The sequence below is a fragment of the Devosia sp. genome (genome assembly GCF_017307565.1).
GTDB lineage: Bacteria > Pseudomonadota > Alphaproteobacteria > Rhizobiales > Devosiaceae > Devosia.
Genome location: NZ_JAFKHD010000316.1, coordinates 1 through 25,684 on the forward strand (window position 1 = coordinate 1; position 25,684 = coordinate 25,684).

A 25,684-nucleotide genomic window follows, 5' to 3' on the forward strand; every position below is an offset into this window, starting at 1 on the left:
GAACTTTTGGCAAAGTGGGGCTAGACAGGCTCCGCCGGAGGCCAAAAATCATGCGTACGCGCGTTGGCGCGAGCGTGACAGCGCTAGTCCTGCGGCAGATTGTCAGCCAGCCAGCGCTCGAAGCGAACAAGCACTGGATCACCGGCCCGTTGTGGGGCGGGGAGGGTGTAGTAACCGCCCAGCCTGACCGTGCTCGAGAGGATTTCCACAAGCCGGCCTGCGTCAATCTCGGCGCCAGCCGTCAGGCGCGTGACGAGGGCCACGCCCTGACCGGCCAAGGCGGCGTCAAAGCCCAGATTGGCGTCCCAGAGGCGCGGTCCGCGCAGCTCTTCGCGCAGCTTGAGCCCCATGGCGTCGAACCAGTCCGTCCATTGCTGCCGGCTTTCTTCGTGGATCAGCGGCGCCTGGGCGAGTTCGGATAGCGTTTTGGGGGCGCCGTGACGCGCGATCCAGGCGGGACTCGCCACCGGAAACATACGCGGCAGCACCAGTCTTTCCGCGCCGACCGGCAGGTGGTCAAAACTACCGAAACCGATCATCAGGTCGGCCTCGCGGGCAGCAAAGTCGGGCAGCCGGTCGATGGCGCGGAGGCTGATGTCGACTGGACCCATGGCCGCTTCGATTTCCGAGAGGCGAGGGGTGAGCCAGCGCGTTGCAAGGCCCGGCATGCACCAGATCCTCAGGGACGAACGCGTCGCAGCCGGGCGCAGTTCGGCGGTGGTATTGGCGATGATGCGGAAGGCTCGGCTGACAGCGGCGTAGAGCGTTTCGCCCTGGGCCGTCAGCACGACGCCACGGGGCGTGGCGGCGATCAGCTTCTGGCCCATCCAGTGTTCGAGATTGCGCACATGGCGGCTGACGACGGTGTGGCTGACACCGATATCGTCTGCGGCCCGGCGCATGCTGCCCATCCGCGCCACGGCCTCAAAGGCGCGCAGCATGACCAGAGGCGGCAATGTCGGTCCGGGCGTGTTCATGAGTGGAAGCTCTAGTGCACCACTGTGCCTAAATCAATCTGCTACGCCAAAGGCCCCGTCTCGCCTAGTTTGAGATCAGTTTCATTCACCGGTGGATTTTTCCGCCGGTCCATCTGTTGAGCCTGAACGATGTCCCAGAACGCAGATCTTCGCGCCCGCCACATTGCCGCCATTCCGCGCGGCCTTGCCAGCGCCTTCCCCGTCTATGCGCAGCGCGCCGAGAACTCGGAAATCTGGGATCAGGACGGCAAGCGCTACATCGACTTTGCCGGTGGAATTGCCGTTCTGAACACCGGCCATCGTCACCCCAAGGTCATGGCCGCGGTCAGCGACCAGCTCGACCACTTCACCCATACCGCGTTCCAGATCCTGCCCTACGAGCCCTATGTCGCTCTCTGCGAACGGCTCAATGAGCTCGCCCCGTTCGCCGGCCCGGCCAAGTCCGTGCTGTTTTCGACCGGCGCTGAAGCTGTCGAAAACGCGATCAAGATCGCTCGTGCTTCCACTGGCCGCCCTGGCGTGATCGCGTTCAGCGGCGGGTTCCACGGCCGCACCACCCTCACCATGGCGCTTACCGGCAAGGTCGTGCCCTACAAGGTGAAGTTCGGCGTTGCACCGCCTGCCATCTACCACCTGCCGTTCCCGGCCGAGACCCATGGCGTCAGCGTTGCCGACACTCTCCGTGCGCTCGAAACACTGTTCCGGGCCGATATTGCACCCACCGATGTTGCCGCGATCATCATCGAGCCTGTGCAGGGCGAAGGCGGGTTTCTGCCCGCTCCCGTTGAACTGCTGCAGGCGCTACGCAAAGTCTGCGACACCCATGGCATCGTCCTGATCGCCGATGAGGTGCAGACCGGCTTTGCCCGCACCGGCAAGATGTTCGGCATTGAGCATTCCGGCGTCGAGCCTGATCTGATGACCATCGCGAAATCGCTGGCTGGCGGCTTCCCGCTGTCGGGTGTCATTGGCCGCGCCGCTATCATGGATGCCGCCGAGCCTGGTGGCCTGGGCGGCACCTATGCTGGCAGCCCGATGGCCTGCGCCGCCGCGCTTGCCGTGCTCGACGTCATTGCCGAGGAAAAGCTGATCGAACGTGCCAACGCCATCGGCGTCACCATCCGCGCCGCGCTCGAAAAGATCGCCGTCCGCAATGACAGCGTCGTTATCACGGGCATCCGCGGACCCGGGGCGATGGTGGCCTTCGATATCGTATCGGCCACCGGCGAGCCGGATGCGGCCGCAACCAAGCGGACCATCCAGGCGGCGCTCGAAGACGGGCTCGTGCTGCTGTCCTGCGGCATCCACGGCAACACTATTCGCGTCCTCAATCCGCTGACCATTTCCGATGCCATCTTGGCCGAAGGCCTCGACAAGCTCGGTCGCGCCCTCGCGGCCGCCAAGTAGGGAGAAGCCTGAATGCATGCCCTGACCGATCCAACCCTGCTGCGCACGCAGAGCCTCATCAATGGCGAGTTCATTGGTGAGGGAAGCGTAGCGGTGACCAATCCTGCGACCGGCGAAATTCTGGCGCATGTGCCGAATTTCGGCGCCGACGAAGCAACGCGCGCGGTAGATGTGGCCGCTTCAGCGTTTCATCCCTGGGCGGCACGGACGGCGAAGGACCGTGGCGCGATTCTGCGCAAATGGTTCGACCTGATCGTTGCCAATCGCCGGGACCTCGCAACGATTCTCACCAGCGAGCAGGGCAAACCGTTTGCAGAAGCGCTGGGCGAGATCGACTATGCCGCTTCCTACGTCGAGTTTTACGCCGAAGAAGCAAAGCGCATTGCCGGAGAAATGCTGCCCTCGCACCGCAGTGATGCGCGCATCATGGTCCTGCGCCAGCCGATCGGCGTCGTCGCGGCGATCACGCCGTGGAATTTTCCTGCGGCGATGATCACCCGCAAGGTCGGTCCGGCGCTGGCCGCCGGCTGTACCGTGGTGTTGAAGCCGGCCCCGGAAACGCCACTAACCGCTTTGGCTCTAGCCGAACTGGCTCAGCGGGCAGGTTTCCCAGCCGGCACGATCAACGTGATCACGGGCGATGCCATTGCCATTGGCGGCGTTCTCACCAGCCATCCCAAGGTGCGCCTCGTCGGTTTTACCGGCTCCACCGAGGTCGGCAAGATCCTCATGCGCCAGTCGGCAGGGACGGTGAAGAAGGTGGCGCTCGAACTTGGGGGCAATGCGCCCTTCATCGTGTTCGACGACGCCGATATCGACGCTGCGGTCGAGGGTGCGATTCTCGCCAAGTTCCGGAATATGGGCCAGACCTGCGTCTGTACCAACCGTATCTATGTTCAGGACAAGGTTCACGACGCCTTCGTGGCCAAGCTGATCGAAAGGGTCCGCGCCCTCAAGGTCGGCGATGGCTTTGCCGAAGGCGTCATGCAGGGGCCGCTGATCACCGAGGAAGCCGTTGCCAAGGTCGAAAGCCACATTGCGGATGCCATCGCAAAGGGCGCCCGGATCGAGGTCGGCGGCAAGCGCCATGCTCTTGGCCAGACGTTCTTCGAGCCGACCGTGCTTACTGGCGCGACCGGCGAGATGACGCTGGCGGGCGAAGAGACTTTTGGTCCGCTTGCCCCGGTTTTCCGCTTTACCGACGAAGATGAAGTGGTGGCGGCCGCCAACGATACGGAGACGGGCCTTGCCGCCTATTTCTATTCGCGCGACGTCGCCCGGCTCTTCCGCGTCATGGAGCGGCTCGAATATGGGATGGTCGGGATCAATACCGGCTTGATCTCCACCGAGCTCGCGCCGTTCGGCGGCGTCAAGGAGAGCGGCAACTCCCGCGAAGGGTCTCATCACGGCATTCTGGAGTTCACAGAACTCAAATACGCGTGCATTGGCGGGCTCGGTTAGGCCTCGGTAGCGAATTCCAGAGCGATTTTCGACACTTCGACGATCAATATGTGTTCGGGACAACAGTTTTACGTTGCTCCGAACGCAAATTGCTGCGAGAACGCAGTGCGTTTTCAGCCTAAGTCGGCTGCTCAAGCCGATTGCCATCGGCCCGAAGCTCTGAAGTTTGCAATGTGAACGTCGAAGCCTCCGCATTCCGTAGAGGCAAATGCTCGTCTGCATCTCGCTCGAGCCAAAGGAAAAACACCATGGCCCTCAAAGGCACCGTAAAGTTCTTCAATTCCACCAAGGGTTTTGGCTTCATCACCCCGGAAACCGGCGGCAAGGACCACTTCGTCCACATCTCCGCCGTGCAGCGTTCCGGTATCGATGGTCTCTACGAGAACGACAAGGTCACCTACGAAGTCGAAACCGGCCGTGATGGTCGTGAATCGGCTGTCAACCTGACCCTGGTTCAGTAGTCACACCACGACGGTGAACAAGCTGAAGGCCGCCCACGGGCGGCCTTTTTTGTATCTGTACTATTCGGTTTTCGCTTCCAACGGCAGACCATTGGCCTGCCAGGCTTCGATGCCGCCGCGATACCAATAGGCCTTCCAGCCGGCCGTGCCGGCCCGAAGGGCGGCGTTATAGGCGGACCGGTCCTGCATGCCGGAGCCAAAGAAGATGACCGGAATGGTCTTGTCGCCGCCGGTTTCGTCCACCAGCCAGCCTTCGACGAGGCGTTGGAAGCTGTCCGTGAGGCTGCCATCACGCCCGGCATCGGTCACGGCAAAGGCGCCCGGCAGCGTTTCGTTGCTGCCGCTCGTGTCAACCAGCAGCCAATTGTCGCCGCTTGTGACGAGATCCACCATGCCGCGTGTGGTCAAAACCTCGGCGCGGGTGTGAGCGGCGGGGGTAGGGCCGCGATAGGGGGCGGGAAAGAGGACGTTGGTGGCAGGGACGCCATAGTCGGCTAGCTCATCGAGCGTGCCGGCCGAAGCCATGGCGTTCGACGGGCTCGACCCCGCTTCGGTGGCCTTGGGTGCGTCGGCAGACGCGCTGTCGCCCAGTTCGACGTCGGCGATCATTTCCACCAGATAGTCGATGAGGTCGTAGCACATGGTGATGCTGCCCTCTCTCGGATCGTACCAGGCGTTGAGTTCGCCGCAGTTGCGATAGGTCACCGTCAGGTCCCGGGGCAGGGCATAGGTCTTGGCGAGATCGTCGGCAAAGCCGCGGAGGCCATCGCCGAACGTATCGACGAGGAAGCGGCTGGTGGCCGTGGTCGGCTCCTCGAAAGTCACGCTGATGCCAGCGCCGGGGGCGTCGGCCGTCAGGTGTCCATCGGGGTGCCAGGCGCTGAGCCGGGTGTGGGGCGCGAGAATGGTGCGCCAGGCGCGGTTCTGGCGGTTGAACTCTTCCTCGCAGCGGTTCAGCGTCCGCTCTTCGAGGCCGACCTGCGAGGCGATATCGCCGTAAAGGCCCGGATTGCCGCCGTAGATAACGCAGAACGTGTTGCGGAAGCGGCGGAGATCGCCGGTGTGCTCGTCCTGCCAGGGAAGCTCCTGGCCACCCTCGCTGATCATGCCGCCATAGTACCAGGGCAGAACGGAATAGAGGGCGACCTCGCGACCGATGAGGTCGATGGCTTCATCGCCCGACGGATACATGGTCGGCTCCACGACGCGGAGGGCCGAGAAAATGTCGACCGCGTCTTCTTCGGGGCCGGTTGAGGGCACCTGAAGTTCGCCGATCAGCGCGTGGCCGAACTCGTGCATGAAGATGCCGTTCGTGACGCCCAGATAGGCGCCGATCAGCCGCGACTCGGAGGTGTTGAGAAAGGGGATTTCGTCATCGTCCGAGCTGTTGGTGGTGCCGGCGGTCGGTGCGGCGCCCTTGCTCTTGCCGTTGCCGGAGGCACTCGTTTCGGAGACCTTGAAGTCACCGAAGTAGAAGTCGCCGCGCTCATAGGCGAGCACGCCGACATCGCCACCGAGAATCTTGTAGTCGTCGACAGTGGCGATCAGTTCGCCATTGAGGAAGAAGCCGGCAACGCCGGGCTGCTCGACCCATTCTAGGAAATCGCTGCCGTCGCCCTTGGCAGCGCCGGCGACGCGGCCGATCTCGTTGGCCTTGCCGTCCGCGCCGAAGCACAGCAACAGTCCATCGCCACCCAGGGTGATTTCGGCGAGGCAAGAATCGTCGTTGGTGGTGCTTTCGACGATGATGCCAGCGGCCGAGAGCTTGAAGTCGGCGGCACTGCTGCCTTTCGGGGGCAGAATGCCGACGCTGACGCCGACGATACGCTCGCCAGAGGACACCGGTCCATTCGTCGGGACGGTGAAGAAGTTCTCGCTGCTGGCCTTCTCGCCATTGACCAGCACCATCCAGTCGCCTTCGAAGAAGACATCCCAGCCGTCGCGCTTCTCAGCGTCAAGGATGGATTCGGCGAGCGGCCCCATGATCTTTGCCATGCGCGATGCAGCGTCGCTGCCGCCATCGACAGGCTTTTCTTCCGGTGCATTGGCACCGGTGCCGCCGCGAGGCGGCAGGCCCGAGCCCTGTGCCTGGTTGCTCGAGGCGTTGCCCTGCTTGTCGGTCACGGTGAAGTCGGCGAGGCCAAAAGTGCCGCGCTCATAAGCCATGACGCCGAGTTCGTCGCCCAGGGCGGCACTGCTGGCGACGTCGCCAAGCACCTTGCCGTTGACGAGGAACTGCGCTCCGCCCCGGCTTTCATTCATCTCGATGACGTCAGTGCCATCGAGTTTGGCGCCGTTGCGCACCGAAGCGATGGACTCAAACTGGCCGTCGATGACGCAGAAAAGATTGGCGTCGGCCTCGGCGGTCAACTCGGCGACGCAGGTGCCCTTGTTGGCAGCGTTACGCACCACGATGCCGATGGCGGCCTTGGGCTCGCTGGAGTTGAGCGAGACATTGACCGAGACATGCCGGCCGCCGCTGCCGGGCGGGCCGGCCTTGATCGTCAGTGTCTGTTCCGATTCCTCCTGCGCATCATTGCGAAGGACGAACCAGCCATCCTGCTCGCCTGCCTGCCAGCCGCGAAGCAATTGCTGATCCACAACGCCGTCCAAGGCGCCCAACACTTCCTGCCCGAACGAGGGCAGGGAAGACGCCAGACCGAATGCGGCGACACAGAATGCTAACCTGGAAATTTTCATCGACAACCCGAACATCAAATTTCGACCTGGCGCTCGAGCGCCCTTTCGACAAACCTCAAATGGCAGAATTGGCCCCCAAATGCCGCCGTTTCCGCACCCAAGAATCAAGGAGGCGCAGCCCCCTCTCTTGCAAGACGCCGCTCGTGACTAAATCCTTGGGGCGCTGGGTGCAATTTTTCTTGAATTGAAACGACGTATTTCGTCGGACGGCTTTTGGGGCCTCATTAGGGGCGCGGCGCAACGGCTTTATGAAAAGCTTATGGGCGCGGCCTGCAATCCCCATGGAACGCTGATGCACCGGCGAGAGAAGTAAAGGGCCTCATTCTGGAGGCTCTTGTCATGCTCGATGTGATCTTTGTCCTGCTCGGCGCTACGATATTGGCAGCGCTCGCGGCCTATGCCGTGGCGCTGGACCGGCTGTGAGCGCGCCATGCTGATTGTCGCTTTTCTTACCTCGCTCGCCCTTGCCGTCTACCTCCTCGTGACGCTGCTGCGTCCCGAGCGGTTCTGACCGGGCCGGAGATCAATCATGACCATTTTTGGATGGCTGCAGATCGGCCTGGTGCTGATCGCGGTTCTCGCGCTGGCCAAGCCCCTCGGGCTCTATATGGCCCGCGTCTTTGCCGGTGAACGCACCTTTCTCTCGCCATTGCTGGTCCCAGTTGAGGCAGGGTTCTATCGCCTCGCAGGTGTGCGGCGTGAGAGCGAGCAGGGTTGGCTTGCCTATGTTTTCGCCGTTCTGCTCTTTAGCCTCGCTGGCTTCCTGGCGCTTTTTGCCATTCTGCGCCTCCAGGGCTTCCTGCCATTCAACCCGCAGGGTTTTGGCGGCATGGCGCCTGACCTTGCGTTCAACACGGCAGCGAGCTTTGTCACCAACACCAATTGGCAGAGCTATGGCGGGGAAACGACGCTCAGCCATTTCAGCCAGATGGCCGGCCTTACAGTGCAGAATTTTCTGTCTGCAGCGACTGGTATCGCCGTCGCCATGGCTCTGACGCGCGCCTTTATGCGGTCGGGTGCGTCGACGCTGGGCAATTTCTGGGTCGATATGACCAGGGCAACACTCTACGTGCTGCTGCCGCTCGCCATCGTGGTGGCGCTGGCCTTCATCGCCTTGGGGCTGCCGCAAAGCCTCGATGCGAACTTCGTCGCCACTACGCTTGAGGGGGCAAAGCAGGTCGTCGCTACCGGGCCGGTCGCGAGCCAGGAAGCCATCAAGCAGTTGGGCACCAATGGCGGCGGCTTCTTTAACGTCAACGCCGCCCACCCCTTCGAAAACCCCAGTGCCTTTTCGAACTATCTCAATATTGTCGCCATGCTCTCGGTGTCCTTGGCGCTGGTCTATGCCTTCGGGCAGATGGTCGGCAGTCGCCGGCAGGGGTGGGCGCTGATCGCCGTCACCGGCGTGATGCTCACTGTGGGCGTGGCCGCCATCTATTGGGCAGAGACATCAGGCAATCCGCTGCTGCACGCTGTTGGCGTCGATGCGGCGCTCGGCAATATGGAAGGCAAGGAAGTCCGTTTCGGCCAGGCGATGACGGCACTCTATGCCGCCGTCACCACCGGTCTCTCCGATGGCGGGGTCAATGCCATGCACTCCTCGCTGACCCCGCTTGGCGGACTGGTGCCGACGTTCCTGATGCAGCTTGGCGAAGTTCTGCCTGGCGGCGTCGGCTCCGGTCTCTATGGCCTGATCGTCTTCGCGATCCTTGCCGTTTTTGTCGCCGGTCTCATGGTCGGGCGCACGCCGGAGCTGCTCGGCAAGAAGATCGAGGCGCGCGAGATGAAGCTGGTCATTCTGGCCATTCTTATCCTGCCGCTGGTGATCCTTGGCTTCACTGCGGTCTCTGTCATGGCTGAATTCGGAATAGGTTCGATCATGAGCCCGGGACCGCATGGCCTCAGTGAGATCCTCTATGCCTATACTTCTGCGGCCGCGAACAACGGCTCTGCCTTTGGCGGTCTGACAGCCAACACGCCATGGTATAACACCACGCTGGGCATCGCCATGATGCTGGGGCGCTTTGCCTATATCGTGCCGGTTCTCGCCATTGCCGGGTCACTGGCCGGCAAGCCGCGTGTGCCGGCGTCTTCGGGCACTTTTCCGACCGACAGGCCTCTTTTTGTGGGGCTCCTCATCGGCATCATTCTCATCATGGGCGGGCTGCAGTTCTTCCCCGCCCTGGCTCTGGGCCCGATCGCCGAGCATTTCGCCATGCTGGCCGGCCAAAGTTTCTGAGGGTTAAATCATGTCCACCACAGCAAAACCCATCTCCATATTCAGTCCCAGCCTCCTGATACCAGCGCTGCGCGATGCCGTACTGAAACTCGACCCGCGTCAACTGGTGCGCAACCCGGTGATCTTTGCCACCGAGGTCGTGGCCATCATTGTCTCGATCATCTTCGTGCAGGACCTCATCGGGGGCGGCGCGGGACTGGCTTTTTCTGGGCAGATTGCGCTCTGGCTCTGGTTCACGGTGGTTTTCGCCACTTTCGCCGAGGCCGTTGCCGAGGGGCGCGGCAAGGCCCAGGCCGAAAGCCTGCGGCGCACCAAAACCGATCTCGTTGCCAAGCGGCTGCTGTCGACCGGGCGTCCGGGGGATCGTGCCTTTGAGGCTGTTCCCGCCACGGCGCTTCAGGTCGGCGACATCGTCATCGCCGAGGTCAATGACATTATCCCCGGCGACGGCGAAGTGATCGAAGGCGTCGCATCAGTCAATGAAAGCGCCATTACGGGCGAATCTGCCCCTGTCATCCGAGAGGCTGGTGGTGATCGGTCGGCAGTGACCGGCGGCACGCAGGTGATTTCCGATTGGCTCAAAATTCGCATCACCACACGACCGGGGGAGAGTTTCGTCGACCGGATGATCGGCCTTATTGAAGGAGCGAAGCGGCAGAAGACGCCGAACGAGATCGCCCTTTCGATCCTGCTCTCGGGGCTGACGCTGATCTTCATGGTCGCCGTCGTCACCCTCTATGGCCTCGCCGGCTACTCGGGCACGGACCTCTCGGTCGTGGTGCTGGCGGCACTGTTGGTGACGTTGATCCCCACCACCATTGGCGGGCTGCTCTCGGCCATCGGCATTGCCGGTATGGATCGGCTCATTCGTTTCAACGTCATCGCCACTTCGGGGCGCGCGGTCGAAGCGGCGGGGGATGTCGATACGCTCCTCCTCGACAAGACCGGCACGATCACCTTCGGCAATCGTATGGCCTCCGAGTTCATCCCCGTTGGTGGCGTCAGCGAGAAAGCACTGGCCGAGGCCGTACTGCTTGCCAGCCTTGCCGACGAAACGGCCGAGGGCCGGTCCATCGTTGCGTTGGCTCGCAGCGACTATCACGTCAACGAACCGGCTCACGCCGCATCAGCGACAAGCTTCATACCCTTCTCTGCTCAAACCCGTCTCTCCGGCGTCGACGTGGAGGGCCGGCGCATTCGCAAGGGTGCGGTGGATGCGGTGCTGCGCTTTGTCGGGCTCGAAAAAGCGCAGGCTGGAAGCGTCTTCAACCAGGCGGTGGAAGCCATTGCCCGTTCGGGAGGCACGCCGCTCGCCGTGGCGGAGGCGGATCGCCTGCTAGGCGTCGTGCACCTCAAGGATGTGGTCAAGCCCGGTATCAAGGAGCGTTTTGCCGCCCTGCGGGCCATGGGTATCCGCACGGTCATGGTGACAGGCGACAATCCGATCACCGCCGCGGCGATTGCCTCCGAGGCGGGGGTGGACGACTTCCTGGCAGAAGCCACGCCGGAGCAGAAGCTCGACTTCATCCGCAGGGAGCAGACCGGCGGGCGGCTAATCGCCATGTGCGGCGACGGCACCAATGACGCGCCGGCACTCGCACAGGCTGACGTTGGTGTTGCCATGCAATCGGGCACTCAGGCGGCTCGCGAAGCTGGCAACATGGTGGACCTCGATTCCAGCCCCACCAAGCTCATCGAGATCGTCGAGATCGGTAAGCAGATCTTGATGACGCGGGGCGCGCTGACGACCTTCTCCATTGCCAATGATGTGGCCAAATATTTCGCCATCATCCCGGCTTTGTTCGTCGCGACCTATCCGGGTCTTGCCGCGCTCAACATCATGAAGCTCGGGTCGCCGCAATCGGCGATCCTGGCGGCGGTGATCTTCAATGCGCTCGTTATCGTGGCTCTGATCCCGCTTGCCTTGCGTGGGGTCCGGTATAGACCCGTCGGCGCCGCAGCACTGTTGTCGCGCAATTTGCTGGTCTATGGCCTCGGCGGTCTCTTGGCACCGTTTGTCGGCATCAAGCTGATCGACATGGCTGTCACCGCGCTTGGCATCATCTAGGAGGTCATCATCATGCTCAATCAGATTCGACCGGCCATCGTGCTGACGCTGCTCTTCACCCTGCTTACCGGCCTTGCCTATCCGCTAGCAATGACGGGCATCGGCCAAGCGGCTTTTCCGACGCAGGCCAATGGTAGCCGCATCGAACGCGATGGTGCCGTCATCGGCTCGGCCCTGATCGGCCAGTCCTTCACCAAGCCGGGATATTTCTGGTCTCGTCCCTCGGCTACGGCTCCGGAGGCATATGATGCAGCGGCATCATCGGGTTCCAATCTCGGGCCCACTGACGCGCGGCTGATCGAGCGCGTCCAGAATGCTGTAGGCGGTGGCAAAGACGTGCCAGCCGATGCGGTGACAACGTCGGGTTCGGGGCTTGATCCGCATATCAGTCCCGAAAATGCCCAGGCGCAGGTCATGCGCGTGGCGAATGCACGCGGACTTGATCCACGAGAGGTGACGCAGCTTCTCGCGCGCATGACGGAGTGGCCGGCACTGGGTATATTCGGCGAACCCCGCGTCAACGTGCTTGAGCTCAATCTGGCGCTCGATCAGGTTGCGCCCCCGGCGGAGTGACATGGACCAGTCGAACGGTAAAACTCGGCCCGATCCGGATGCCCTGCTGCAGCTTGCCGCGCGTGAAAGGCGCGGCAAGCTGACGATTTTTCTCGGCATGGCGCCGGGCGTCGGCAAGACCTTCGCAATGCTGGATCGTGCCCGCGCCCTTAAGGCCAAGGGCACGGATGTGGTCGTCGGCCTGGTGGAAACTCACGGCCGCGACGACACGGCCGCCTTGGCCGAAGGCATCGAGACCCTGCCGCGACTGGGCGGGCAGGAGAACTATGGCGAACTCGACCTGGATGCGGCGCTGGTCCGTCGTCCCCATCTGCTGATCGTCGATGAACTGGCGCATAGCAATCCAGAAGGCGCTCGCCACCCCAAGCGCTATCAGGATATTGCCGAACTCGTTGATGCGGGCATCGATGTATGGACGGCCCTCAACATCCAGCATCTCGAAAGTCTTTCGGACCTCGTGGCGCGTATTGCCGGCGTGCCGGTGCGCGAGACTGTGCCCGATGTCGTCCTAAAAAACGCCGATGAGGTCGTGCTGGTCGATCTGCCACCGGCAGAGCTCATCGAGCGCCTAAAGGCCGGCAAAGTTTATCTCGGTGACAATGCCAGCCGCGCGCTTGAAGGTTTTTTCAAGCCTGCGACGCTGACGGCACTGCGCGAGCTTAGCCTGCGCCGTGCTGCCAACCGGGTCGACGACCAGATGGTCGACATATTGCGCCAGGGGGCCATCGAGGGGCCCTGGGCGTCGGGAGAGCGGCTGCTCGTTTGCATCGGCCCCGACGAAATGTCGGAACAAGTGGTGCGCGAAGCCAGCCGTCTTGCAACCGGGCTAAATGCGCATTGGATCGTGTTGTCGCTGTCCCAATCGCATGGCTTGCCGCCCTCCGGTGCGGTCAGCGACCGGCTCGAGGCCACGCTGCAATTGGCCGAGCGGCTTGGCGCCGAAACGCGACGGGAGGCAGCCCCTGATTTCGTTGAGGCTATCCTCAAGACGGCGCGTCGCGAAAACGCCACGCAGATCGTGATCGGGCGCAGCACACGCGGTGCATTCTGGCGGCGATCGCTCCCAGATGCGCTCCTGCGCCAATCGGGTGATGTCAATGTTCACTTCGTGGCCGTCAGGCGACCCGGCGCGCGCTTGGTGTGGCCCCGCAAACGTCGGCCTGCCGAGTGGATGCTTGCGCTTGCCGCGCCGGTTCTGGCGGTCAGTGCCACGACGGCTCTGGGCCTCGGTCTCTCGGCCCTTGTGGCACTGCAGAACCTTTCGATGCTCTATCTCGCCGCCGTGTTGCTCTCTGCGGTGGTGGCGGGGCGACTTTCGGCGTTGATCGCGTCGCTGCTTTCGTTCCTCGCCTACAATCTGTTCTTCATCGAGCCGGCCGGTCGGCTCACGGTCGCGCGGCCCGACGAGGTGCTGTCGCTTGCCATCTTCGTCGCCGTCGCTCTTGCGGCGGGGCAGTTGGCCGCCCGTCTGCGCCTCAGCATTGATCGCTCCCTGCAACAGACGCGGCAGGCCCAGGCGCTGCTCGATTTTGCTCGCAAGCTCTCCGGCGCCTTTGGCCAGGAAGAGGTGGTGGAGGCCATGGCCAGCCACCTGCACGGTGCCCTCGGCCGGCCCGCGGTGGTGCTCGCAGTGGCGGAAGCGAATGAACTCACGCTGGCGGCGGCTTGGCCACCCGATCAGCAATTGGACGACACCGCCATGGTGGCGGCCCGCTGGGCGGCCGACAAGCGCGAGGCAGCTGGTTTTCTGACCGGCACTCTGCCGCAGGTCACCTATTTCTTCCGCCCGGTGCTTTCCGGGCAGCGCGTTTTGGCCGTTGTCGGCCTCGGTATGCGCCACGAAGATGGGACGCTCTCCGAACGGGAACAGAGAACGCTAAACGCACTCATCGAGCAGTCCGCCATTGCGCTCGACCGGGCGCGTCTCGCGCGGGAAAGCGCCAAGGCCTCGGTCGCGCTTGAAAGTGAGAAGGTGCAGGCAGCACTCCTGTCCTCGCTGTCGCATGACCTCCGAACGCCCCTCGCCAGCATTACAGGTGCCGTGACCAGCCTACGTGAGCTGGGGCAGCGCATGCCCGAAGCGACACGAGCCGACCTGCTGGCGTCGATCGAAGAAGAAGCTGTCCGTCTCAATCGCTTCGTTGGCAATCTCTTCGAGATGACGCGAATTGAGGCCGGCATGGTCAAGGCGCGCCATACGCCGGTCGATGTCAGCGGGGTCGTCAACGCCGCGGTGGATCGCGCGAAGCGCCTGCATCCGGGCCTTGTCGTTGAAGTCAGTCTTGCCGATGCACTGCCACCCGCCGAAGGGGACGGCACCCTTCTCGAGCAGGTGTTGGTCAATCTGCTCGATAATGCCCAGAAATATGGTGGCGGCATGCCCGCTTCGGTCTATGCCCGCCGCGAGGGCGGGGAAGTGATCATCTCGGTTACAGATGAAGGTAAAGGCATTCCCGAGGGCGAGTTGGAACGCATCTTCGACAAGTTCTATCGCCGCGCCAGAGGCGACGGTCGTCCTGCGGGCACGGGGCTCGGACTTGCCATTGCCCGCGGATTGATTACTGCGATGGGTGGCACGATAAGGGCCGAAAGCCCGGCCGTTCGCCGCCGCGGGACCCGTTTTGTCATCAGACTGCCGCGCTCCGAGGAGGCCAAATGAAGCCGCGCATTCTCGTCGTGGACGACGAACCGCAAATCCAACGCTTTCTGCGCCCCGCGCTCGAGGCGACCGATTTTGAAGTCGAGATGGCCAGCACCGTGGCTATGGCCAAGCGCCTCGCGGCGACGCGCTCGCCCGCGCTCATTGTCCTCGATCTTGGTCTGCCCGATGGCGACGGCAAGGACGTCATCGAAACGGTGCGGGCGTTTTCAAGAACGCCGATCATCGTGCTCTCGGCGCGCGATCAGGAAAGCGAGAAGATCGCCGCGCTCGACGCTGGAGCCGACGACTACATCGAAAAGCCTTTTGGCATTGGCGAACTGCTGGCACGCATCCGCGTGGCGCTGCGCCATGTCGATGGCCTCGCGCGGCCGGTGGGACAACAGCAGTTTGGCCCCATCACTCTCGACCGCGAAAAGCGCCTCGTCTCTCGTGGCACGGACACCATTCATCTGACGCCAAAAGAATATGACCTTTTCGTCCTTCTCGCCGACAATGCGGGCAAGGTCGTCACTCATGCTACGGCCCTCTTGAAGCTTTGGGGACCGGCGCACAAGGACGACGCGCAATATCTGCGGGTGCTCGTCGGGCAGTTGCGGGGCAAGCTCGAGAACGGCGACGGGCTGATCAAGAACGAGGCCGGGGTGGGGTATCGACTGGTCGAACCGTCGGACATCTAGGCGCCCCCGCAGAACATTGCGACAAACCTGAACGGTCCACTTGTTCGCCGCGTGCCTTCACCCCATTCTCAGGATGAAGGAGACTTTTGGTATGACCAATCCATTTTTCGAAGAGTGGACGACGCCCTTTGGCGTGCCACCCTTTGCCGAGATCAAGACCGAGCATTTCAAGCCCGCCTTCGACGCAGCATTGAAGGCGCATGAAGCCGAAATCGCCGATATTGCAGGCGATGCGGATGCGCCCAGTTTCGAAAACACCATTGTCGCGCTCGAGCGCAGCGGTGCGCAACTAGATCGAGTCGATCTCGTCTTCTCGCAACTGGCGTCAGCCAATACCAATGAGACGCTGCAGGGCATCGAACGCGACGTGGCTCCGCTCCTTGCCCGCCACTGGAACGCGATCTTCCTCAATCCCAAGCTTTTTGCGCGGATCGATGCGCTCCATCAGAAGCGATCCGAACTGGGTCTTGATGCGGAAGCGCTGCGGGTACTCGAGCGTTATCACCTCGATTTCGTTCGCTCGGGCGCGCGGTTGTCGCTGGCTGATCGCGAGCGCTTTGCCGGCATCGTCGAGCGCCTTGCGGTGCTCGGCACCGAATTCGGGCAGCATGTGCTAGCCGATGAGCAGAACACGGTCTTTGCGCTGAGCGAAGCCGAGGTTGATGGCCTCCCTGATTTCGCGCGCGCGGCGGCAGCCGAAATGGCGCGGGACCGCACGCTCAATGCGCCCTATGCCGTCACCACCTCGCGTTCCAGCGTCGAACCTGTACTGCACTTTGCCACCGACCGGGCGGTGCGCGAAAAGGTCTGGCGTGGGTTCGTCAAACGTGGTGCCAATGGCAATGCAAGCGACAACCACGCCATAATCGGGGAAATCCTGCGCCTAAGAAGCGAGCAGGCAAAGCTCCTCGGTTATGAAAGCTACGCGCAATATAAGCTCGCCGACAGCATGGCCGGCACGCCCAAGGCGGCGCGAGGTCTTCTCGAACAGGTCTGGAAGCCCGGCCGGCAAAGGGCGCTCGATGATCGCGCCGCGCTGCAGGACCTGATCGATGAAGAGGGCGGCAAGTTTGCTTTGGCGGCCTGGGACTGGCGTTATTATGCCGAGAAGCTGCGGCTTGCCCGGTATGATTTCGACGAGAACGAAATCAAACCCTATCTCGAACTCTGGAAGGTGGTGGACGCGGCGTTCTACGTCGCCGAAAAGCTCTTCGGTGTCAGCTTCGTCGCGCGCCCCGACATCGAGGGCTACCATGCCGACGTTCGCGTCTGGGAAGTGCAGCGCGAAGGCAAGACCATCGGCATTTTCTACGGTGACTATTTCGCCCGTGCCGGCAAGCGCAGCGGCGCCTGGATGACCTCGTTCCGCAAGCAGGGCAAGCTTGATGGCGGGGCGCTGCCACTGATCGTCAATACCTGCAACTACCTCAAGCCGCCCGAGGGACAGCCGGCCCTATTGTCGCTCGATGAGGCGCGGACCGTGTTCCACGAGTTCGGCCACGGGCTCCATGGCCTTCTCTCGAACGTCACCTATCCGCGCATCGCCGGCACCAGCGTCGTGCGCGATTTCGTCGAGCTGCCATCCCAGCTTTACGAGCATTGGCTGGAGTCAAAGCCTGTGCTGGCGCGCCTTGTGCACTATCGTACCGGCGAACCCATCCCCCAGACACTGCTCGACCGGATGACGGCCGCGGGTAAGGCCAACAAGGGCTTCGAAACCGTCGAGTTCGTCTCTTCGGCGATCCTCGACATGGACTATCACTCAGCCGAAATCGGCGAGAATCCGGACATTGCGGCGCTGGAACGCAAGACGCTCGACGATATCGGCATGCCCGAAGAAATCGCGCTGCGTCATGCCAGCACGCATTTCCTGCATCTCTTCTCGGGCGATGGCTATGCGGCGGGTTACTACAGCTATCTCTGGTCCGAAGTGCTGGACGCCGATGGCTACGGCGCATTTGAAGAGGCGGGCGATCCCTTCCACAGAGAAACGGCGGATCGGCTCTACAAATATGTCTACTCGGCCGGCGGCTCGCGCGACTACGCGGAGGCCTATCGGCTGTTCCGCGGGCGCGATCCCGATGTGAGGGGGCTGCTTGAGGATCGCGGGCTCGCCGATCTCATCCCGATCGAGGACGGCGTCGCCGGCTAGTCTTGCCGCGATTCTGTCACTCCCGCTTGTGCGGGAGTGACAGACGCCTCACGTCAGCGTCAGTACGAAGCGGAACTTTGCATCGCCTTCCCACCACATCGGGAAGTTGGTGCCCCATTTGTTGTTGTAGAGATTGACGCGCAGACCGTCCGAGAAATCCGGCCGTTCGGGCTGAAACGGGATGAAGGGCGATGCGGCTGGTGCCACGAGCGCCGCGTCGAGCAGCTCCAGGGTCAGTGTCTGTCCGCCGGCATTTGTCTCGACGGTCTGGACTGCCTGCAATTGACCGCCGCCCTTGCGAGCAATGTCGCTGGCGGCGTGCCAGAGACCAAGCTTTTTGAGGCGCCAGGTATCACCACTTTCCGGCGTGAAGCGGAAGAAGCCGGCTTCGGGCATGCGGTTGGCCGGTTTTTCGCGCAGGGTCAGGGTGATTTCGACGGCGTTTTCGCCGAGACCGCGCAGGGTGATCTCGCAACGCGCGGGGGCTCCCACTTCGGCGTTGGCTGCAGCAGGCAAGGTAGCGATGCTGGTCGCGCCATTGGTGCCCAGGAAGGCGGGCACCGCAGTTTCCGTCCGCGCCGTCCGTGCCTTGTCGAGGCCGGGCTTGTCGTGGTCGAGAATGGCCCATTCCTGCCGGTGTTGCAGGTAGGAATCGAGATGCTTTTGCAGCTCGTCCCAGTCGTAGCTTTCGTGCGTGTAGCCGAGAAGTACGCCATCCTTGCCGGCAACGCGCCTGCCCCCGGGAGAGATGAGCGCCGCAATGCCACCGGTCGCTGGATCGAGTTCGGCGATCCAGCCGCCATCGCTCAGGTTCTTGGCCGTGTCGTTCGGCGACCTGGCAGGAGCCGGCATTGTTTCGGCGATAGCACGATCGGCCGCCTGTCGGTCTGCCGCATCGAGCTCGGTCAATGCCGCTTCGATATAGGCGCGTTGTTCGGCCCAGGATTGCTCGGAATAGGCAAAGCGATAGTCGCTCTTGCGCGCCGCCTCGAAGTCGGCCCGGTCCCAGGCCTTGTCGTCGCGGAGATAGGTCTTGATGTCGACGCCCCAGGTGTGTTCGGCCACCTGGGTCAGGCCACGGCCAAAGGCGCGGCGGCTTTCGCCTGGCTCCCAGCCATCATAAAGCCGCTGCAGGGCACGGAAGCGGGCGAGCTTTTGCGGGTCGGTGGCCGTGCCGTGAATCCAGCTGTCGCCGATTTCCTCGGTGACCACCGGAAAATCCGCCCGGCGCTGCCACATCTCGGCACCGCAGGCGTCAAGCGTCGAGGCGGAGACGATGGCATCAGCGTTCTCGTGGCGAATGTGGCGCAGGGCTTCGACGGTCTGAGCAACGCTTTGCGGGCCGATATTGTCGCTCGTATGTGCGAAGCTGAGACCGATTTCAGGCCCGGCCGGAAAATCCGTCGCGCCATAGGACGCCTGATACATGACGACGATTTCCTCGCCGCCCGGCGCGCGCCAGCGGAAGATCGGCGGCACGTCGGGGACGGGGCTTGCCGTGTTGACGCCCAGATGCAGGAAATTGACGCCGGCCTCGGCAAGGATCGGTAGCATGACCAGCGTGTGGCCGGGCACGTCGGTCATCTTGGCCGCGGAGGTCCGCCGGCCGAAACGCTGGTCGAGTTCCTGCGAGAACGAGAGCCCCGCGCGGAACAGCGCAGGCGACATCAGCTCGGTATGGGTGGTGAAGGGCAGGGCGTGCCAGGTGATGAGGCCACGCTCGATGGCGCGTTCCAGCCGCTTGACCCGATCGGCGTCCTGGGAGTGCAGGTGATCCCAGATAAGCCAGGCGCCCGTGGTCCAGATGAATTCCGGCCGCTCGGGGTTCTCTGTATAAAAATGCTCGCCCGTGGCGATGGCCTGGGGGATGAACTGGTTGTGGTACTGCGCCCGGACGCGGGCGGCATGATCGGTGAACCCGATATCGAGATGGGTCTTGAAGACGAGGTGGATCTGTCTGGTCATGGCAAAAGGTTCAGCCGACCGTGCCGCGCACGACGAGCCTGGTGTTGAGGGTTTCCTGGAAGCCCGGAGCATCGGGATTGTTGAGGCGTCGCAAGATCAGCCGGACAAGGGCGCGGACGCGCTCGTCGAGGTCGAACTTTACCGTGGTGAGATTGTAGCTCTTCCAGTGGGACTGGGCGATGTCGTCGAAGCCGATCACCTTGACGTCCTCCGGCACGCGCAACTTCAGCTCGTGGCGCAAGGCATCGAGAACACCGAAGGCGCCGACGTCGTTGGCAGCGAAAATCGCGTCGGCGCCATCGCCCACGCGGAAGAGGTTGATCGTCGCCTCATAGGCTGCGTCATAGGAAAAGTCGCCCCGCGCTACCACCGGAGGGGCAAGGCCACGGTCGGCCATGACCTGGCGCAGCGTGCGTTCGCGCGCGCCATTGGCCCGGGATTTGTCGGCGCCGGAGAGATAGGCGATGCGCTTGGCGCCAAACCCCTGGAGCAGGGCGACGGCCTGGTCGATCCCGTCTCGCTGCAGCACGTTGAGGCGATCGTGAAGAGGCTCGGCCTCGGGTTCTTCGCCGCCGCCAGGCAGGGGATAGTGCACATAGATGGGCACAGCCCGGTCGAGAAACCGTGCCAGGGTCTGCGGTTTGACGTTCTCGACGAAGGCGATGACGGAGTCAGGATTGAAGCCGCGCATATAGGCGAGCAATTGCTCGTCCATTGAGTAGTCGGTGCGCGTCTTGAACAGCAATGTCGCAAAACCTTCCGCCTGCAGTGCCGTGGTCAGCGCGTCGATTTCCTGGCTTTCCCAGTTGCTGCAAACATCGGGCACGATGACGCCGACGAGGTGTGAGCGGCCGCTGACCAGCGCCCGGGCCGCTCTGTCCGGCGTATAGTTCAGCTCCTGCGCAACCTTCAGAATCAGCTCACGTTTTTCCGGCTTCAGCGAGGTATGCGGGTTGAAGGCGCGCGACACCGCAACGCGCGAAACCTTGGCTCGCGCGGCAACCATTTCTGCAGTCGCGCGGCCGCGCGGTGCCTGCTCTGTGTCGCTCACAGTAACTCCTCCATTCACCCGTTTCGGATGAAAGCGTGTGCATTTTCATGAGGCCCTGCGGCCGTCCTGTCAAGTTAGCGGTGAACCGCGAGTCCGGCAAATGCAGATGGAATTGTCATGGAAATGTCGTTCAGAACTGCCATGCAATGCCTGCATCGATGATGTTGGCTTTTCAAATTGCGAATTCTCCGCATTGACGGAAAGTGAAAACGTGTTCATTCTGAATTGGTCGGACGCGGGGAGCGTGCCGGCCAAGATCGGCTACCGGAGAATTCGGAGCCACCATTTCGGGAGGATTACCTACGATGAAAAATCGTATGCGCGCGCTTGCGCTTGGCCTTATCGGCGCCACCTCGGTCGCCATTCCTGCCTTTGCCGTGGATCTCAATGTCACCTGCCGGTGCGTTATCGGTGGCGTGAACAGCGGCACGGCGCAGTGGATTCAGGAAAGCGTTATCCCCGCCTTCGAAGCTGCCCATCCTGACGTCAAGGTGACGCTCAACCAGTTCGGCGGCGAAGACGCGCAGCTCACCCAGCAGCTGGCTCTCGATTTCTCGACCGGTGCCGGTCCCGACGTTTCCGCCTTCGACGGCTTCCTCATTCCGTCCTTCGTGGAAGGTGGTCTCCTGAAGTCGCTCGATGAAGTGGCTGGCCCCGAAGTCAACGACTGGTCCGGTTGGGCAGCGCTGTCCGAAGGCTCGCGCTCGCTGATGGAATATCAGGGCAAGTTCTACGGCATTCCCCTTGGCACCGACGTGCGCATGATCCACACGCGCAAGGATATCCTCGCCGAAGCCGGCATCGACGCCGACAATTGGCAGCCCAAGTCCTGGGAAGAGGTGCTCGACGCCGCCCGTGCCATCAAGAAGATCAAGCCCGACAGCTTCCCGATCCAGCTGAATGCCGGCGTTGCCATGGGCGAAGCCACGACCATGCAGGGCTACTGGCTGGCGCTGCTCGGCACTGGCGAAAAGGTGACCGACGACAACGGCAAGTTTGTCGTTTCGAGCCAGGGCATTCTCGACACGCTCAACCTCTACAAGACCATCTATGTGGATGAAGCGCTCGGCGACCAGCGCGCCCAGCTGCTGGCCGACGGCCGCAACCGGTCCTTTGCCAATTTCCGCGATGGCGTGACTGCTCTGCTGTTCGAGGGCGACTATTTCTACCGTTCGGTGACCCCGGAAGGTTCCGAGTTTGCCGTTCCCAACCGTGACGAAGTCATGGGCTGGGTGAAGGTTCCTGCTCAGGAACCGGGCAAGGGTATCCGCGGCCAGGATTTCGTGACCATCTCGGGTGGCACGGGTTTCGTGATCAACCCTGCGACCGACGCTCCCAAGGAGGCCTGGGCTTTCCTCTCGTTCATGAACGAGCCGGAAATGCAGAACGCCTTCCAGGCGATCCAGCCGCGCATCACGGCTCGCAAGGATATCGAAATCCCGAATAGCCCTTTCCTGACCGCCACCAGCCAGGCGCTGCTTCCGCTGACCACGGCGCGTCCGAACAACCCCAACTACAATGCGGTTTCCTCGGAAATCCAGCGCATGACTGAAGCCGTCGTTTCGGGCGAACTCTCGCCGGAAGAAGCCATGGCTCAGTACAAGGCAGCGGTCACCGCCCTTGTCGGCGCTGAAAACACCGTCAGCCTGCTCTAAGCCTCCCACGTTGGCCCGGTGCCCTTCGGGGTGCCGGGTACCACCGCAAGGCGCGCTGCGATCTGTCCCTGACCTCATGGTGGGCTCGTCGAGCCACGAGGTCGCGACCGTCATGGTTTCGGCGCATGCCCGACCTCGTCCTTCGACAGGCTCAGGATGAGGCCTATTGAAACGTCCCGCCTGTGGGGTTTTCCATGACCACCGAACCCGTCCCGTCCCCGCCGAAGAAGGTGCGCAATTTTGCGCTGCTTTCCAATCGTGCCGGCGCCGCTTTCCTGACGCCTGCCGGCCTTCTGGTCTCGGTCTTCGTCATCGTGCCCTTCTTCTGGGTTATCTTCGTATCCTTTACCAACCGGACGCTCCTGGGCCGGACGGCGCTCAACCCCGAATTTGTCGGTCTCGCCAATTACTTTTCGCTGTTTGATCCGGCGACGTTCTTCCAGCGCGGCCAGTTCGGCTTTTCGCTGATCCTGACGACGCAGTTCGTGCTGGCGTCGGCTCTGCTCGGTCAGGCGCTGCTGGGCCTGCTGCTGGCCTGGCTGATCCAGACCGTGCCGCCCTGGGTGAAGCGCATCACCGAAACCTTCGTCATCGCCGCCTGGATCCTGCCAGAAGTCGTCATCGGCTTCGCCTGGTTCGCGTTTCTCGACCGCGACCAGGGCACGCTCAACATGCTGCTCGAAGGCTTTGGCCTGCCGCCGGGGGATTTTCTCTTGCAGCAGCCCTTCTGGGTCATCGTGGTGTTCAACACATGGCGCGGCGCCGCCTTCTCGATGATGTTGTTCAATTCGGCCTTTTCCTCGATCCCGCCGAGTTACTTCCAGGCCGCGGACGTTGCCGGCGCGTCGTCCTGGCAGAAGTTCCGCGACATCGGCCTGCCGCTCATTCGCGGCCACATCGTCACCGACCTCATCCTCATCACCATGTGGACGTTCAACACCTTCACGCCGTTCCTGCTGACCAATGGTGGGCCGAGTTACCGAACCGAGCTGGTCTCTATCTACAACTATCGCGTCGCCTTTCAGGACTTCCAGTTCGGCAAGGGCGCGGCGGTGGGTGTGATCATGATGCTGATCAATCTGGCCTTCGCGCTGGTCTATCTCAGTATCGGCCGCAAGAAGAAGGTGCGCTGAGAAATGAAACTGACCATCCCTGCCTTTGTCGGCCGCATCGCCTTTTCCGCGCTCGCCGCGCTGATTGGCGCTATCTTCGCCCTGCCGCTCCTGTGGTTTCTCTTCGCGCCTTTCAATGCGCGGGCGGAACTCGGCCTGGCCCTGCCGGACCCGTGGACGCTCAACAATTTCGTGACGGTGTTCGGTAATTCCTATGCCGTGCAGGCGCTCTGGAACAGTTTCATCCAGGCCGCGGGTGGCGTCATTCTCGTGGGTGCGGCCGCGACTTTGGCCGCCTATGCCCTCAGCCGTTCGTCCATCCCCGGCAAGAGCGCAGTGACCTATATCCTGCTGTTGTTCTCCTCTGTCGTGTCAGGCTCGGCGGCCATGGTGCCGATCTTCCTGATCATCTCGGCGGCGGGCCTGATGGACACGCATATCGCCGTGATCCTAACCTTTGCCGGCGGCCTGCTGCCGACTGCCATGTTCATCCTGCGCGATTTCATCGACTCTATCCCGAAGTCTTACGAGGAAAGTGCCATGGTGGCGGGTGCCTCGCCGGTGCAGGCCTTCTTCGACGTGGCGCTGCCAGTCATCCGGCCGGGCATCGTGGTGGTGGTCGTCTGGGCCTTCGTGAATATCTGGGGCTCGTTCCTGATCCCCTTCATTCTGCTCCGCAGCGACAGCAACATGCCGGCCTCGGTCGCCATCTACTCGTTCTATTCCGAAGCCGGCACGCCCATTGTCACGCTCCTGGCAGCCTATTCGCTGATCTATTCGCTGCCCGTCATCGCTCTCTATCTCTTCGTCAGCTGGAAGTTCGGCTTCCGGTTCTTCGGCGGCATCAAGGCTTAAACATCCATGGCATCTGTTGAATTCAAAAACGTCACCAAGAGCTTTGGCGAGTTCAAGGCGGTAGCCGATGTCAGCTTCGATATCGGCGATGGGGAATTCGTTTGTCTCCTCGGCCCTTCGGGCTGCGGCAAGACCACCTCTCTTCGCATGATGGCGGGGCTCGAAACGCCGACCTCAGGCCAGATTTTCATCGGCGGGCAGGAGGTGACTCATCTTCACCCCAAAGACCGCAACATCGCCATGGTGTTTCAGGACTATGCGCTCTACCCGCATATGAACCTCGCCGACAACATCGCCTATCCGTTGAAAGTGCGGGGCGAGGCTGTGGCGGCACGGCATGGACGGGCCAAGGAAGTGGCCGATGTCTTGAAAATCGGCCACCTGATGGATCGTCTGCCGAGCCAGATTTCCGGCGGCCAGCAGCAGCGTACTTCGCTTGCTCGCGCGCTGGTTTACCCCGCGAAGGTCTATCTTTTCGACGAGCCGCTTTCCAATCTCGATGCCAAGCTGCGTCTGGAAGCCCGCGGTTTCCTCAACCACCTGCAGCGCGACATGGGCATGACCGCGGTCTATGTGACACACGACCAAGCTGAGGCCATGGCGCTTGCGACCCGGATTGCGGTGATGGACCACGGACATATCGTGCAGTTCGCCTCGCCCATCGAAATCTATCGCCGCCCGGCCACCACTTTCGTGGCGAACTTCGTCGGCAATCCGCCGATGAATCTCGTCGAGGCGGAAGGCGCGCAAGTCGATGGCAAGTTGGCGCTGAAGGCCGAGGGCCTGACCATTGCCGGCCTTGCGATGACCGACGCCATCGGCAAGGCGCTGGCGACAAGCAACAAGCTGACTCTGGGCGTGCGGCCGGAACACCTTGGCATCGCGCAGACGGGCGCCGCCAACACCATCACCGCGCCGCTCTTTGCCAACGAAAACATGGGGCCGGAGAGTCTTGTGACCCTCGATCGCGGCGACAGTGCCCGCGTCACCGCGCGCATTTTCACCGATGATCACCTCGATCTGTCCCAAGTCGTGACCCTCGGCTTCTCGGCGGAGCACGTTCACCTCTTCGACAGCACCGGCAAGCGCATCCCAGCTCTCGGAGAATAGCCTTGTCCAGAAGCATCACTGCCCATGTGACCCGCGCCGATCAGGCGCGGAATCCATATTTTTATGTTCCTTTCGAAGTGCCGGCGGGCACGACGCGGATCGATGTGACGCTGGCCTATCCCAAGGCCGAGGATTGTATCATCGATCTTGGTGCCTTCGATCCGCGCGATACGGGCTACCCGACCAGCGAAGGTTTTCGCGGCTGGAGTGGTGGCGCGCGCGACCGCTACTTCATTGCCACCGACGATGCGACGCCGGGCTACATCCATGGCGAAATCCAGCCGGGGACGTGGAACGTAATTCTCGGGCTCTACAAGGTTCCCGAAGCGGGCGCCGATGTCGTGGTGACCATCAGCCTTGATGCGTCGCCGCGAAAGCTCGAGCCGCAACCGGCGCTGACCTTTCCCGTGCGTAAGACGGCCGGATGGTACAAGGGCGATCTCCACTGCCACACCTTCCACTCCGACGCGCGCGGCACGCCGGAACTGCTGCATGCGGCGGCCAGGCAGGCGGGGCTCGACTTCCTTGCCATCGCCGACCACAACACCATCACTCGGCG

At 62.5% G+C, this 25,684-nt stretch carries 18 protein-coding genes and 1 pseudogene; 15 read left to right on the forward strand and 4 right to left on the reverse strand.

Annotation, left to right across the window (positions count from 1 at the left end):
- Window positions 1–83: 83 nt before the first annotated feature.
- Window positions 84–977: a LysR substrate-binding domain-containing protein gene (locus J0I64_RS10310; protein ID WP_291407820.1), complete on the reverse strand. Its 894-nt coding sequence runs from the start codon at window positions 975–977 to the stop codon at window positions 84–86.
- Window positions 978–1,106: 129 nt separating this feature from the next.
- On the opposite strand from J0I64_RS10310, the gene gabT reads away from it, so the two are divergent.
- The 3 genes from gabT to J0I64_RS10325 all read left to right on the forward strand — a co-directional run bounded on the left by gabT (window position 1,107) and on the right by J0I64_RS10325 (window position 4,306).
- Window positions 1,107–2,384 carry a 4-aminobutyrate--2-oxoglutarate transaminase gene (gene gabT / locus J0I64_RS10315; RefSeq protein WP_291407821.1) on the forward strand — a complete coding sequence of 426 codons (1,278 nt, stop codon included), beginning with the start codon at window positions 1,107–1,109 and terminating at the stop codon, window positions 2,382–2,384.
- Between the two features lie 12 nt (window positions 2,385–2,396).
- Window positions 2,397–3,845 carry an NAD-dependent succinate-semialdehyde dehydrogenase gene (locus J0I64_RS10320; RefSeq protein ID WP_291407823.1) on the forward strand — a complete coding sequence of 483 codons (1,449 nt, stop codon included), beginning with the start codon at window positions 2,397–2,399 and terminating at the stop codon, window positions 3,843–3,845.
- A gap of 248 nt (window positions 3,846–4,093) precedes the next feature.
- The gene (locus J0I64_RS10325) at window positions 4,094–4,306 is read left to right on the forward strand and encodes a cold-shock protein (protein ID WP_291407824.1); all 213 of its coding nucleotides are present in this window, start codon (window positions 4,094–4,096) and stop codon (window positions 4,304–4,306) included.
- A 60-nt stretch (window positions 4,307–4,366) separates the two neighbouring features.
- Here the strand turns inward: J0I64_RS10325 and J0I64_RS10330 are convergent, their stop codons facing one another.
- Complete coding sequence (locus J0I64_RS10330) at window positions 4,367–7,006, reverse strand: DUF4344 domain-containing metallopeptidase (RefSeq protein WP_291407826.1); 2,640 nt, start codon at window positions 7,004–7,006, stop codon at window positions 4,367–4,369.
- Window positions 7,007–7,403: 397 nt separating this feature from the next.
- On the opposite strand from J0I64_RS10330, the gene kdpF reads away from it, so the two are divergent.
- From kdpF to J0I64_RS10365, 7 genes are all read left to right on the forward strand, one after another.
- On the forward strand, window positions 7,404–7,517 hold the full coding sequence (gene kdpF / locus J0I64_RS10335; protein WP_291407828.1) for a K(+)-transporting ATPase subunit F: 114 nt from the start codon (window positions 7,404–7,406) through the stop codon (window positions 7,515–7,517).
- A gap of 18 nt (window positions 7,518–7,535) precedes the next feature.
- On the forward strand, window positions 7,536–9,245 hold the full coding sequence (gene kdpA, locus J0I64_RS10340; RefSeq protein WP_291407830.1) for a potassium-transporting ATPase subunit KdpA: 1,710 nt from the start codon (window positions 7,536–7,538) through the stop codon (window positions 9,243–9,245).
- Window positions 9,246–9,255: 10 nt separating this feature from the next.
- Window positions 9,256–11,313 carry a potassium-transporting ATPase subunit KdpB gene (kdpB, locus tag J0I64_RS10345; RefSeq protein ID WP_291407832.1) on the forward strand — a complete coding sequence of 686 codons (2,058 nt, stop codon included), beginning with the start codon at window positions 9,256–9,258 and terminating at the stop codon, window positions 11,311–11,313.
- A 12-nt stretch (window positions 11,314–11,325) separates the two neighbouring features.
- On the forward strand, window positions 11,326–11,886 hold the full coding sequence (gene kdpC / locus J0I64_RS10350) for a potassium-transporting ATPase subunit KdpC (protein ID WP_291407834.1): 561 nt from the start codon (window positions 11,326–11,328) through the stop codon (window positions 11,884–11,886).
- Window position 11,887: 1 nt separating this feature from the next.
- Window positions 11,888–14,545, forward strand: coding sequence for a sensor histidine kinase KdpD (locus J0I64_RS10355; protein ID WP_291407837.1), 2,658 nt, complete (start codon window positions 11,888–11,890; stop codon window positions 14,543–14,545).
- Entirely contained in the window at window positions 14,542–15,225 is a 684-nt protein-coding gene (locus tag J0I64_RS10360) for a response regulator (RefSeq protein ID WP_291407839.1), read from the forward strand. The genes J0I64_RS10355 and J0I64_RS10360 overlap by 4 nt, the downstream gene beginning before the upstream one ends.
- A 91-nt stretch (window positions 15,226–15,316) precedes the next feature.
- Window positions 15,317–17,377 (forward strand): M3 family metallopeptidase, encoded by a 2,061-nt coding sequence (locus J0I64_RS10365; protein WP_291407841.1) that lies wholly within the window; start codon window positions 15,317–15,319, stop codon window positions 17,375–17,377.
- A 48-nt stretch (window positions 17,378–17,425) separates the two neighbouring features.
- On the opposite strand, the gene J0I64_RS10370 is transcribed toward J0I64_RS10365, so the two are convergent.
- Both J0I64_RS10370 and J0I64_RS10375 read right to left on the reverse strand, forming a co-directional pair.
- Complete coding sequence (locus J0I64_RS10370; protein WP_291407843.1) at window positions 17,426–19,342, reverse strand: DUF5054 domain-containing protein; 1,917 nt, start codon at window positions 19,340–19,342, stop codon at window positions 17,426–17,428.
- A gap of 10 nt (window positions 19,343–19,352) precedes the next feature.
- Window positions 19,353–20,393, reverse strand: coding sequence for a LacI family DNA-binding transcriptional regulator (locus J0I64_RS10375; RefSeq protein WP_291407845.1), 1,041 nt, complete (start codon window positions 20,391–20,393; stop codon window positions 19,353–19,355).
- A gap of 305 nt (window positions 20,394–20,698) precedes the next feature.
- On the opposite strand from J0I64_RS10375, the gene J0I64_RS10380 reads away from it, so the two are divergent.
- The 5 genes and pseudogenes from J0I64_RS10380 to J0I64_RS10400 form a co-directional block, all read left to right on the forward strand.
- Window positions 20,699–22,048, forward strand: a complete 1,350-nt coding sequence (locus J0I64_RS10380) for an extracellular solute-binding protein (protein WP_291407847.1) — start codon at window positions 20,699–20,701, stop codon at window positions 22,046–22,048.
- A 230-nt stretch (window positions 22,049–22,278) separates the two neighbouring features.
- Window positions 22,279–23,181, forward strand: coding sequence for a sugar ABC transporter permease (locus tag J0I64_RS10385; RefSeq protein ID WP_366933733.1), 903 nt, complete (start codon window positions 22,279–22,281; stop codon window positions 23,179–23,181).
- Window positions 23,182–23,184: 3 nt separating this feature from the next.
- On the forward strand, window positions 23,185–24,015 hold the full coding sequence (locus J0I64_RS10390) for a carbohydrate ABC transporter permease (protein ID WP_291407851.1): 831 nt from the start codon (window positions 23,185–23,187) through the stop codon (window positions 24,013–24,015).
- 6 nt (window positions 24,016–24,021) lie between these two features.
- Window positions 24,022–25,125 (forward strand): ABC transporter ATP-binding protein, encoded by a 1,104-nt coding sequence (locus J0I64_RS10395; protein ID WP_291407853.1) that lies wholly within the window; start codon window positions 24,022–24,024, stop codon window positions 25,123–25,125.
- Between the two features lie 2 nt (window positions 25,126–25,127).
- Window positions 25,128–25,684, forward strand: a pseudogene (locus tag J0I64_RS10400) (PHP domain-containing protein); the annotation flags it as partial.

Bases quoted from the DNA above. Each gene is read 5' to 3' on its own strand.
- J0I64_RS10360 (WP_291407839.1), top strand. From the start codon at position 14,542: ATGAAGCCGCGCATTCTCGTCGTGGACGACGAACCGCAAATCCAACGC.
- J0I64_RS10365 (WP_291407841.1), top strand. From the start codon at position 15,317: ATGACCAATCCATTTTTCGAAGAGTGGACGACGCCCTTTGGCGTGCCA.
- kdpF (WP_291407828.1), top strand. From the start codon at position 7,404: ATGCCGTGGCGCTGGACCGGCTGTGAGCGCGCCATGCTGATTGTCGCT.
- J0I64_RS10310 (WP_291407820.1), bottom strand. From the start codon at position 977: ATGAACACGCCCGGACCGACATTGCCGCCTCTGGTCATGCTGCGCGCC.
- J0I64_RS10330 (WP_291407826.1), bottom strand. From the start codon at position 7,006: ATGAAAATTTCCAGGTTAGCATTCTGTGTCGCCGCATTCGGTCTGGCG.
- J0I64_RS10380 (WP_291407847.1), top strand. From the start codon at position 20,699: ATGAAAAATCGTATGCGCGCGCTTGCGCTTGGCCTTATCGGCGCCACC.
- J0I64_RS10325 (WP_291407824.1), top strand. From the start codon at position 4,094: ATGGCCCTCAAAGGCACCGTAAAGTTCTTCAATTCCACCAAGGGTTTT.
- J0I64_RS10395 (WP_291407853.1), top strand. From the start codon at position 24,022: ATGGCATCTGTTGAATTCAAAAACGTCACCAAGAGCTTTGGCGAGTTC.
- J0I64_RS10390 (WP_291407851.1), top strand. From the start codon at position 23,185: ATGAAACTGACCATCCCTGCCTTTGTCGGCCGCATCGCCTTTTCCGCG.
- kdpC (WP_291407834.1), top strand. From the start codon at position 11,326: ATGCTCAATCAGATTCGACCGGCCATCGTGCTGACGCTGCTCTTCACC.
- J0I64_RS10370 (WP_291407843.1), bottom strand. From the start codon at position 19,342: ATGACCAGACAGATCCACCTCGTCTTCAAGACCCATCTCGATATCGGG.
- J0I64_RS10320 (WP_291407823.1), top strand. From the start codon at position 2,397: ATGCATGCCCTGACCGATCCAACCCTGCTGCGCACGCAGAGCCTCATC.
- gabT (WP_291407821.1), top strand. From the start codon at position 1,107: ATGTCCCAGAACGCAGATCTTCGCGCCCGCCACATTGCCGCCATTCCG.
- kdpB (WP_291407832.1), top strand. From the start codon at position 9,256: ATGTCCACCACAGCAAAACCCATCTCCATATTCAGTCCCAGCCTCCTG.
- J0I64_RS10355 (WP_291407837.1), top strand. From the start codon at position 11,888: ATGGACCAGTCGAACGGTAAAACTCGGCCCGATCCGGATGCCCTGCTG.
- kdpA (WP_291407830.1), top strand. From the start codon at position 7,536: ATGACCATTTTTGGATGGCTGCAGATCGGCCTGGTGCTGATCGCGGTT.